12 protein-coding genes are annotated in these 10,106 nt (G+C 39.8%); all 12 read right to left on the bottom strand.

The features are described from left to right. Positions 1-222: 222 nt before the first annotated feature. The 12 genes from HT736_RS02050 to HT736_RS02000 all read right to left on the bottom strand — a co-directional run bounded on the left by HT736_RS02050 (position 223) and on the right by HT736_RS02000 (position 10,028). Complete coding sequence (locus HT736_RS02050; protein ID WP_023936560.1) at positions 223-1,008, bottom strand: ABC transporter permease; 786 nt, start codon at positions 1,006-1,008, stop codon at positions 223-225. 1 nt (position 1,009) lies between these two features. After that, positions 1,010-1,828: an ABC-2 family transporter protein gene (locus HT736_RS02045; RefSeq protein WP_023936562.1), complete on the bottom strand. Its 819-nt coding sequence runs from the start codon at positions 1,826-1,828 to the stop codon at positions 1,010-1,012. 1 nt (position 1,829) lies between these two features. After that, the gene (locus HT736_RS02040; protein WP_001240792.1) at positions 1,830-2,822 is read right to left on the bottom strand and encodes an ATP-binding cassette domain-containing protein; all 993 of its coding nucleotides are present in this window, start codon (positions 2,820-2,822) and stop codon (positions 1,830-1,832) included. Between the two features lie 400 nt (positions 2,823-3,222). Continuing rightward, entirely contained in the window at positions 3,223-3,468 is a 246-nt protein-coding gene (locus HT736_RS12040; protein ID WP_000643408.1) for a hypothetical protein, read from the bottom strand. A gap of 398 nt (positions 3,469-3,866) precedes the next feature. Beyond that, positions 3,867-4,076: a hypothetical protein gene (locus HT736_RS12035; protein WP_223200444.1), complete on the bottom strand. Its 210-nt coding sequence runs from the start codon at positions 4,074-4,076 to the stop codon at positions 3,867-3,869. A 396-nt stretch (positions 4,077-4,472) separates the two neighbouring features. After that, a complete protein-coding gene (gene rplA, locus HT736_RS02030) occupies positions 4,473-5,162 on the bottom strand; it encodes a 50S ribosomal protein L1 (RefSeq protein ID WP_001085675.1) in 690 nt (229 codons plus the stop codon). A 207-nt stretch (positions 5,163-5,369) separates the two neighbouring features. Beyond that, complete coding sequence (gene rplK, locus HT736_RS02025) at positions 5,370-5,795, bottom strand: 50S ribosomal protein L11 (RefSeq protein ID WP_001085812.1); 426 nt, start codon at positions 5,793-5,795, stop codon at positions 5,370-5,372. Positions 5,796-5,917: 122 nt separating this feature from the next. Then, entirely contained in the window at positions 5,918-6,634 is a 717-nt protein-coding gene (ldcB, locus tag HT736_RS02020; RefSeq protein ID WP_023936566.1) for an LD-carboxypeptidase LdcB/DacB, read from the bottom strand. 2 nt (positions 6,635-6,636) lie between these two features. Further along, positions 6,637-7,107 carry an HIT family protein gene (locus tag HT736_RS02015; RefSeq protein WP_050223150.1) on the bottom strand — a complete coding sequence of 157 codons (471 nt, stop codon included), beginning with the start codon at positions 7,105-7,107 and terminating at the stop codon, positions 6,637-6,639. 1 nt (position 7,108) lies between these two features. Then, entirely contained in the window at positions 7,109-8,146 is a 1,038-nt protein-coding gene (locus tag HT736_RS02010) for a M42 family metallopeptidase (RefSeq protein ID WP_023938993.1), read from the bottom strand. Positions 8,147-8,243: 97 nt separating this feature from the next. After that, complete coding sequence (gene brnQ, locus HT736_RS02005; RefSeq protein ID WP_031222542.1) at positions 8,244-9,569, bottom strand: branched-chain amino acid transport system II carrier protein; 1,326 nt, start codon at positions 9,567-9,569, stop codon at positions 8,244-8,246. A 171-nt stretch (positions 9,570-9,740) separates the two neighbouring features. Further along, positions 9,741-10,028 carry a rhodanese-like domain-containing protein gene (locus HT736_RS02000; protein ID WP_172926392.1) on the bottom strand — a complete coding sequence of 96 codons (288 nt, stop codon included), beginning with the start codon at positions 10,026-10,028 and terminating at the stop codon, positions 9,741-9,743. Between the last annotated feature and the right edge of the window lie 78 nt (positions 10,029-10,106).

Raw genomic sequence — 10,106 nt, 5'->3', positions numbered from 1 at the left:
GGGGTGAATAATTGGGGTTAACGGTTATTTATACATATCTATTTTTTCAAATCTTCAGTCATATGTTCACCTGTGACCTAGGCTTTACGAGTGCCTTGCTCTACCAACTGAGATAAATCGGCGATTACACTTACAGTATAGCACTCTGAGAATAGATGTCAAGGAATTTTCATCTCTATTAGAAAAAGCCTGTCCTAAGACAAGGCTTTGAGTTTCTTCATCTTAGGATCCAGCACTTTCATAAGAATCCAAGCCCCTGTCCCATAGTTTCAAGGAAATACCAAAAAAGACAAGGGAAATCAAAATCAAACCTCCAATGTTAAAGAGTACATCCTTGTCCTGCAAAAAATAGCTAGCAGGATAGTAGGCCGTAAAGGCAAAAGGCACGATAAAGCTGATCAACCAACGAAGAAGCGAATTGTAAATGGAAATCGGGTACTTGGCAAAATCATTAAACATATAAAAAATGTAAATCATGGCGCCTGACTGCTTGGTCCAAAAAGCGATGCTGGCTGTCGCGATTTTCAAGGAAGTATAAATCAAGGTCGCAAAAGGAATACAAACTAGGAAAAGCAGGAATTTTGGAAGAGTCCAAGCAATGCTAGTCACTGTTGTTCCCAATAGGATACCACCGACCAAGAGTTCTCCCAAAGCATCAATCTGAAAAGTCTCAACTAGAATATGAAAGAGAGGATTGATAGGACGAGTCAGATACTTGTCAAACTCCCCTTTTCTCACCAAGCGTTGTCCCAATGCCCAGAGATTGTCAAAAAAGAGATGGTCCAGTCCCTTGGGAATCAAGGAAAAACCATAGATAAAGGCAATTTCTTGAAAAGTCCAACCTTCCAGGGATGGGATGTGTTGAAAGATGACATTAAGAAACAATAGGTTCAAGCCTTGAGTCAAAAAAACTCCCAGCACACCAACCACAAAATCCACCTTGTATTCCATAATTTGTTTGATGTATTGTCTGATAAAAATCAGATGCATGCGTTGATATTTTTTCATACTAACCTCCCTGAATGGTAATGAATGACTGGACTCGTTTCCAAATCAACTGAGATAAGCTCACCATCACTAAGAGCCAGAAGAACTGCAAAGCGAGCGCCTGAATCATCTGACTGGCATCGTATTTCCCAACAATAATCATGACTGGAGTGTAAATCAAGGATGAAAAAGGCAAGAAGGACAGAATATCTGAAACAAGCTTTGGAAAGAAAGCCAAGGGAATCAAACTTCCAGACATAAAAGCCACTATGGAAGTCTTGAGTAGATTGGAACCCCATAGATTTTTAAATACAAAGGCTGAAAATCCAAAGCAGATATTAAAGAAAAAGTTAATCAGATAGGCCAGCGTTAAGCTAAAAAGATAAAGGACAGTTAATCCCAGCACTTCTACAATACCTTGTCCAGATACGATTTTCATCAACACGATGACACTTAAAAATGGAAGGCCAACAGAGATAAAAATCAACCACTTGGACCCAAGCTCGGTGAAAAGATATGAGGCCGCAAAATGCACCGGTCTCAACAAGCGCATGATAATAGAACCATCCTTGACCTCCTCCCCAATCATAAAGGAAGAATCGGATCTAGTCAGAAGATTGGTCACAAAACTCATGATGATGTAGAGGGTGATATCCGCCATACTGAAGCCCTGAATCAAAGACTCTTGTGAGGAATCAAAGACTGCCTTCCAGAGATAAAAAGCTACAAAAGCCCCCATGACATCGCCTATTCGATAGAGAATAAAGTTGACTCTATAGGTGATCAATTCCTGAACACCTGCATTGATAAAGGGTTTATAACGTCTCCACAATTTGACCATCTTAGAGCTCCTTTCGGTAGAAGCGACGGATAATATCCTCAATATCCGTATCCACCATCTTCAAATCGCGGATTTCAAAATCAGACAGGGTTTGCTTGATAATATCAGCTGACTGGTAGCGAGAACTATCGAATTCAATGTTGAGGCTGTTTCCTTGTCTATCAATGGTCATATCCGAAAAACCTTCATAGTGAGAGACGAGATGACTTTGACCTGGTAGCAGTTCAAAGGAGAGCGTCTTCATCTTGCCAAAGGTTTCCTTGAGTTGGCTCACCGTTCCATCAAAAATTTCCTGCCCCTTGTCAATCATGAAAATCCGATCACAGAGTTGCTCAATATCGCTCAAGTCGTGAGTGGTCAGGAGAATGGTTGTTTCTTCCTCCTGATTGATCTGAGTAATGGCACGACGAATGTTATCCTTGACCGAAACGTCCAAACCAATGGTCGGCTCATCTAAAAAGAGAACCTTGGGATTGTGGAGCAAGGAAGCTGCAATATCCGCCCGCATCCGTTGTCCCAGTGAAAGAGTTCGCACAGGATCCTTGATAAAGTCCTTCAAATCCAAGACTTCATTCAAAAAGTCCATGCGCTTATGAAAGAGCGAGTCTGGCACATCATAAATCTCTTTCAAAACCGTGTAGGTCTCTTGCAGTGCCAAATCCCACCATAGCTGGGTGCGTTGTCCAAAAACAACCCCAATATCTTTGACATAATCTTGCCGATTGTCCTGGGGAATCTTGCCGTTAATCCGACAAAAACCAGATGTTGGTTTCAAAATTCCTGTCAGCATTTTAATGGTTGTCGACTTCCCAGCACCATTTGCCCCGATAAATCCTAAAATCTGCCCTTTTGGAACCTCAAAGGTCAAATCCTTGACCGCTTCAAAGGTCTGCTTTTCAGGATGAATAAAGGAGCGCAAAGCCCCCTTCAAGCCCGGTTCCTTAACAGTCTTCACAAAATTTTTCTGAAGATGTTCCACTTCTATCATTGCCATATCTATCTCCCTATCATAAGGAATAGCAACATTGTGTTTTTAACTACAAATATTCTAAATCCTTACTTTCTACACCTTCTATATTTTATTACTACAGAAGGCTTTATACCAATCTATTATAGTCCAATAAAAAACAGAATGTAAGCGTTTGCCTATGGATTGTGAAATTAGGATTTCTCTCATAAAATAATACTTTTAATCAAAAATTCAGTTGAATAGTTTAAATTACCAACCTACTCATCTTCTCACCAGAGGGCGGTATTAACTTTGATCATAAAATCGGATACTCCCTCTATCCAGAAAATATGCTCAGAATGATTGTCTCTAAACAATACCTGCTCTTTTACCTCATTCATGAAAAAGAAGTCCATACCCTGAGAATTATCAACTCACGCACCGACTACCTAAACCAACTCGACCACCTCTTTCGTACATGTAGGAAACTATTTTCCTCACAAATAATCTCATTATAAAATCCAATAAATTTTTTTAGCTCACTTGAATATTTTCTTTGTATCGTTTTATCAGCTTCAATCTGATTTAGACTTGTTACCTTGGAACGACTTGAAATAACCTTTGTAAAATAACACTTAAGACTTTCATCATCTCGTATAAATTTTTCAATAGTGATATAAAAAGCTTTCATATTCTGTTTATAATCAGATATTAATTGATTAATTTTATCATTCTGATGAAGATTCGATACCATAATATATAGCGGATTGAAATAAGATGAGAACAAATTGATTGGAAAAGTAAAATTAATTTCTATAAATGTTTTAGCAATTGTTTCATACTATTTTAGATTCAGTCTACTATACATAAACTAACCTCCTCATTATTAGCAAGGCTTCTACTGATTATAACCTAATTCTTAGACTACTTCAAGACTAACTGTCCAATAATAATCTACAGATAAATCATCCACTCTTAATCAAATTTTATTCAATCCATCTACTCATTCCCAAAAGGTTGCTGTATAATGCAAGACATTTTTCTTACTGCTTTTACTTTTCCTTACCCTCAATTTAGTGAGCTAATAAATTATTCTTCTTCAAAAGGTTGAGATTTATCTAGTAACTCTAAAACATTAATGGTAGGTAGCAACATTGCTTCACTGCTATCAATTGCCGAAACTATTGAAACAATAGAACGTAAATAAGGACAAAGAATAGCAGTACCATTTACGTATAGAATATCGGTGATATTTTCATCTATATTTATTTCAAAATATCCTATTACAGTTACAGATATTTTTTCATGGCATCTTTGTCAACTAAAGAAACACTAAGTTTTACGGCTCCATGACTATAATCATCTGTATGACCAACCTTAACTATGGGATATAATATATCGAAGGTAAATGTGAACAAACTGATTAGGAAATTTAAACCAACTTCTAACAATGTGTTATACTCAATGAAAACCAAAGAGCAAACTAGGAAACTAGCCTCAGGTTGCTCAAAACACTGTTTTNNACGAAGTCAGTAACCATACGCACGGCAAGGCGACGTTGACGTGGTTTGAAGAGATTTTCGAAGAGTATTAGAAAGCTCGATGGACTATTCCAGATTCATTCCACTAGATTTTGAAATCAAAAAAAGTTGAGACATAGCGTCTTCAACTTTTTTACATTACTTTAACTACTGATTAAAGTGAGTTTACGTCAACTTTGATACCAACACCTTGAGTAGTTGTGATAGTCAAGTTTGTTACGTAAGTTCCTTTAGCTGTAGCTGGTTTTGCTTTTTGGATTGTTTCGTTGAAAGCTTTAAAGTTTTCAACCAATTTTTCAGCTTCAAATGATACTTTACCGATGATTGCTTGAACGTTACCTGCACGGTCAGCACGGTAAGTGATTTTACCACCTTTAGACTCTTCAACTGCTTTAGCAACATCCATTGTTACAGTACCAGTTTTAGGGTTTGGCATCAAGTTACGTGGTCCAAGGACACGTCCAAGACGTCCAACAAGAGCCATCATATCAGGTGTAGCGATAACTACGTCGAAGTCCAACCAACCGTCGTTGATTTTAGCAACAAGGTCATCTTCACCAACAAAGTCTGCACCAGCAGCTTTTGCTTCTTCAGCTTTTGCACCGCGTGCGAAAACAAGAACGCGTGAAGTTTTACCAGTACCGTTTGGCAATACCATTGCTCCACGGATTTGTTGGTCAGCTTTTTTAACGTCGATGTTCAAGTTGTAAGCAACTTCTACAGTTGCGTCAAATTTTGCAAAGTTAGTTTCTTTTGCAAGTGCTACAGCTTCTTCTACGCTGTATGCTTTTGTGCTGTCGATTTTCTCAAGAGCAGCACGAAGTTGTTTGCTTTTTTTAGCCATTTTCTATTCTCCTTGTAAGTGGTTCAATCGATTTTCATCTCCCACGTCACTCCTCGAAATGATGAAGTCTTGCGGGTTTTCAGTCTATTACTTTCCTTTTCCTACGGCCTTAAGTTCCCTTGCTGTACCCAAGTACAAGTATCAGTCACTTGCCTAGTATGAAAAGCAACTAATAGACTGCTGTGAGATTTTCTACTGTGTTATTGATTAGTCAACAACAGTGAATCCCATAGAACGAGCAGTACCTTCGATCATACGCATTGCAGACTCTACGTTTGCTGCGTTCAAATCTGGCATCTTAGTTTCTGCAATTTCTTGTACTTGTGCACGAGTAACTGTAGCAACTTTAGTTTTATTAGGTGTACTTGATCCTTTTTCAACACCTGCAGCTTTTTTCAAAAGAACAGCAGCTGGTGGTGTTTTCGTAACGAAAGTAAATGATTTATCTTCGTAAACTGAGATAACAACTGGAATAATCATCCCAGCTTGGTCAGCTGTACGAGCGTTGAACTCTTTTGTGAATCCCATGATGTTGATACCAGCTTGACCAAGAGCAGGTCCAACCGGTGGAGCTGGTGTAGCTTTACCAGCAGGGATTTGCAATTTTACAAGTTTTTCGACTTTTTTAGCCATTTTTAAATCCTCCTTTGTGGTTTTGGCGGTAATTAGAGATTTTTACCTCCCACAAGTATGCTTTTCACATACCCATCTATTATACACTATTTATCTGGAATTGCAAGAGAAAAGTTTATTTTTTAATCGACGTAATCTCCGCCTTCAAAGCCGTAATACTCTTCCAAACTGAGACCACTTGCAGCAATTTCTTTTGCTTCTTTTCCGACATAACGCAGGTGCCATTCTTCAGCCATATAGCCTGTTTCCTTTTCCTTACCTTTGAGATAACGGACAACAAAGCCATAATCAGCTGCATGATCCAAAAGCCATTGGGCTGCTTTTTCTTCTGTTACCAAATCACCATCAGTCCCAATCACATCAAAGGCCAAGCCTGTCTGGTGTTCGCTATAGCCAGGACGGGCAGAGTAACGGTCAGCTGCTGCCTTCCCATCTTGGTTGACATAATCTTGATAGAGCTTGGTCTGAGTTTCATAACTTCTAAAACCACTATAATGGTCGCTAATCGGGAAACCTGCCTCTTGCATAGCCTTGATGAGTTTGACCAACTCTGCCTTGGCTGTTGGATTTTCCCCTGGATTGTAGTCTTTCGACAATGGATAGTGTTTATTTGCTACGATGATTTCATCGTATTTCCCTTGGATGCTGTAGTAGTCTCCTTTATTGACCACTTCTGCTTTTTTCTGGGCAGTTCCTTGAGAATTACTACCGACTGTTCCATCAGCTTTAGCTGTTTGCTCTGTTTTAGCTGCTCCATCTTCATTTTTTGTTTTTTCTTGTGAACAAGCTGCCAATGTCAAGGCTAGCAAGGCTGTCAAGACAAGGTATCTTTTTTTCATTGTTACTCCTTTATTTCTAATAGTTTATCTAGTTCTGACGATAAACGTTTGACTAATTTTTCAATCTCATCAGGTTTTGCTTGGCAGGTTTCTGCTGTCATTTCTTCAAAGGGAACCCACCAGACTGGACCACGTCCCTTGAGGCCGTGACCATTCATATCACCTGTTCGTCTAGGGAAAATGTGCCAATGAAGGTGGGCATCGCCATTGCCTAGAAGCTCGATATTCATTTTCTCAGCAGTAAAGGCCTTGGCAACTGCCTCTTGGACTAAACTCATTTCCTCTAGAAAACGGAGCCTCGTTTCCTTTTCTAAATGATGCAATTCGGTGACATGTTCCTTGGCTAGAAAAAGACTATAGCCTTCAAAATACTGGTGGTCTCCAATAACAAGATAGCCTGTTTCCAACTCTTTGACAAAATAGGGATTTTCCCCAGCTTTAATGAGCTCAATTCTCTGACAAATAAGACACATATCAATCTACCAAGTTGCTTTTTAGATAAGCATCAACCATACGCTCTGTTGCAACCACCGAGTCAATATGAGTGCGCTCATAAGAATGACTAGACTCGATACCAGCACCGAGAAGGGCGTGTTTGACTTCTGCCCCTGCAGACATAGCTGCTGAAGCATCCGAACCATAAAATGGATAGATATCCAGCTTAAATGGAATATCTTGCTCTTTAGCCAAAGCAACCAAGTGTTGACGGAAGTCATAGTGATAAGGACCTGAAGCATCCTTGACACAGATGGATACTGTATATTCGTCTGTCTGCTGGTCATCTCCCATAGCTCCCATGTCCACAGCCAGATATTCTACTACCTGAGCAGGAATGTTAGAATTAGCACCGTGTCCCACTTCTTCAAAGACTGAAAAAGCAAAATGGGTTGTTACGGGCAATTCAATCTTCTCTTCCTTATAGATACGAAGCAGGTTAAGCAAAATCGCTGCGCTGACCTTGTCGTCCAAATGACGAGACTTGATAAAACCTGTCTCTGTCACGACAGTTCGTGGGTCAAAACTGATAAAATCACCGACCTCAATCCCCAAGGCACGAGTTTCTTTTTCATTTGTTACTTTGGCGTCCAAACGCACTTCCATATTGTCCTGCGTGCGTTCTGCAGTTCCTGCATCCTTATAGACATGGCAAGAAGTTTGGTGGATGAGGATGGTACCTGATAGCTTTTGACCTGTGCTAGCCACATGAACGGTACAGTTTTCTCCTTCAATCATGTTCCAAGGAAAACCACCGATACGGTCCATTTTGAGACGACCGTCTGGTTTGACAGCACGGACAATGGCACCCAGCGTATCTACATGGGCAGTCACATAGCGGTGTTGTTCATCTTTTTGACCTTTAATGGTCACATTGACACCGCCCTTAGCTGTGCGAACCGGCTGGTAACCAAAACCTTCTAAAGTCTTGACTAAATAGTCCGAAATCTCACGAGTGAAGCCTGTTGGCGATGCAATAGCTGTTAGTTCTTTGATATATTCTACTGTTTGATTCATTTCTTCACCTCTTTTGCTACCTATTATAACACATTTATCATCGGATAAAAAAAGAAAACCACTCCTGTAGACTTGACTACAAAAGTGATTTTAGTAATTATTCCATTTCAAAAACATCGCTTTCTTGCTTGTTTGGTAGAACCAATGAGAGCAAGATTCCGACAATGGCTGGAACCAACCATGGGAGTGAGGCCTTGGCAAAAGGAAGAACGCTAACAAGATTTGCAAAAAATTCAACCTTAAAGGAGCTTCCTAGTACGCTTGCAATGCCAATAGCTGTAACAACAGCAATTGTCAACTGCATACCTGGTTTTGAAAGAGCCACGAATTTGTTGACAATGACAATCATAACGATGGCAATGGTGATTGGGTACAAGATAACCAATACTGGAATGGAGTACTTGATAATCGCATCAAGACCCAAATTGGCAATGGCAAAGCCAATCAAGGTAAAGGCTGTCGCATAAACCTTGTAGCTGATTTGTGGGAAGCGTTCATTAAAGAACTCAGCTGTTGACACAATCAGACCAACTGTTGTTGTGAAGCAGGTTACAGTAACCATAGCTGCGAGGAAGAGTTGAGCTGTTGAACCAAATATTTCTTGAGTGGCTTGTGACAAGATGTAAACACCTGGTGTTCCACCTTTCATAGCCTCAGCTGGTACTGGGAAATGATTTCCAAGGAATCCTAAACCAATGTAAAGAGCACTAAAGGCAAGGGCTACAACGATACCAACCACCCAAATAGTCGAAATGTATTCTTTCTTACTTGAAAATCCAAGTTGTTTCAAGGTTTGAACTGCGATTACGCTAAAGGCAACTGAGGCGAGGGCGTCCAAGGTGTTATAACCTTCTAGGAAACCTGTCCCAAAGGCAGAAGCTTGATAAGCAGCTGAAGCAGCTTGAGGACTTGTTCCACCGTATTTGAAAGCTCCCAGAACAACCAAGATAACAATCAAAATCGCAAAGACTGGCGTTAAAATACGTCCAATGCGGTCCAAGATTTTTGATGGATTAAGCGAAATCAAATAGGCTGCTGCAAAGTAAAGAACCGTAAAGACAATCAAACCAAGACCTTTATTTGCATCCGACAAAAGGGGGCTAATCCCTACTTCGTAAGCTGTTGTAGCTGTACGTGGGATAGCAAAGAATGGACCAATTGACAAGTAAAGAACTGAGAGGTAAAGAGTCGCAAACCAAGGCGCTATCTTTGTTGAAATCTCGTAAATATATCCTTTAGGATTTAGCGTTCCAATAATAAGGGTCAAAACGGCGATACCTACGCCTGAAAAAACAAAACCTGCGATGGCAGGAAGAAAATGTTCTCCAGATAGAGCACCTAGAGAAGGCGGAAAAATCAAGTTCCCCGCACCAAAAAATATTCCAAACAGGAGCAAACCTGTTAGGGCACCTTTTTTAGCCATGAAAATCTCCTTCATATTTATAAAATACTGACCTAGTATATCATGAATAGGAGTATGAAAAAAGCTTCACGAAGTAAATATTGAATGTTTTCAAGATTCTTAAAAATGAGAATTGTCTAAAAATAAAATTCTCCTACCCAGTCCACACCAAGCAGGAGAAAATTCTTACGTTTAGAGTTCTTCAAAGGCCGTCATGCCACCTTGTACATTGATAACCTCATAACTTTGTTCAGCTAGAAATTGGCAAGCACGCGCCGATCTCATTCCAGATTTGCAAATAACATAATGTAACTGGTTCTTATCCAACTGATCATAGGTATCAGCCAATTGACTAAGTGGTAGGTTGTGGGCACCTTCTAAATGAAGAGTTTCAAATTCGTCCACTTCTCTCACGTCCACTAGAGAAAGTTGGTCGTTTTGATAAAGCTGGTAAAATGCGTCAAAAGAAATTTCTTTCATTCTTTTTCTCCTAATACTCTTCGAAAATCTCTTCAAACCACGTCAGCGTTGCCTTGCCATAGGTATGGTTACTGACTT

The sequence above is a fragment of the Streptococcus sp. 339 genome (genome assembly GCF_013277285.1).
GTDB classification, from domain to species: Bacteria; Bacillota; Bacilli; order Lactobacillales; family Streptococcaceae; genus Streptococcus; species Streptococcus pseudopneumoniae.
This window is presented reverse-complemented; position numbering and strand designations above follow the sequence as displayed.

Bases quoted from the DNA above. Each gene is read 5' to 3' on its own strand.
- rplA (WP_001085675.1), bottom strand. From the start codon at position 5,162: ATGGCTAAAAAAAGCAAACAACTTCGTGCTGCTCTTGAGAAAATCGAC.
- HT736_RS02015 (WP_050223150.1), bottom strand. From the start codon at position 7,107: ATGTGTCTTATTTGTCAGAGAATTGAGCTCATTAAAGCTGGGGAAAAT.
- HT736_RS12040 (WP_000643408.1), bottom strand. From the start codon at position 3,468: ATGAAAGCTTTTTATATCACTATTGAAAAATTTATACGAGATGATGAA.
- HT736_RS02050 (WP_023936560.1), bottom strand. From the start codon at position 1,008: ATGAAAAAATATCAACGCATGCATCTGATTTTTATCAGACAATACATC.
- HT736_RS02040 (WP_001240792.1), bottom strand. From the start codon at position 2,822: ATGGCAATGATAGAAGTGGAACATCTTCAGAAAAATTTTGTGAAGACT.
- HT736_RS02010 (WP_023938993.1), bottom strand. From the start codon at position 8,146: ATGAATCAAACAGTAGAATATATCAAAGAACTAACAGCTATTGCATCG.
- ldcB (WP_023936566.1), bottom strand. From the start codon at position 6,634: ATGAAAAAAAGATACCTTGTCTTGACAGCCTTGCTAGCCTTGACATTG.
- brnQ (WP_031222542.1), bottom strand. From the start codon at position 9,569: ATGGCTAAAAAAGGTGCCCTAACAGGTTTGCTCCTGTTTGGAATATTT.
- HT736_RS02000 (WP_172926392.1), bottom strand. From the start codon at position 10,028: ATGAAAGAAATTTCTTTTGACGCATTTTACCAGCTTTATCAAAACGAC.
- HT736_RS02045 (WP_023936562.1), bottom strand. From the start codon at position 1,828: ATGGTCAAATTGTGGAGACGTTATAAACCCTTTATCAATGCAGGTGTT.
- rplK (WP_001085812.1), bottom strand. From the start codon at position 5,795: ATGGCTAAAAAAGTCGAAAAACTTGTAAAATTGCAAATCCCTGCTGGT.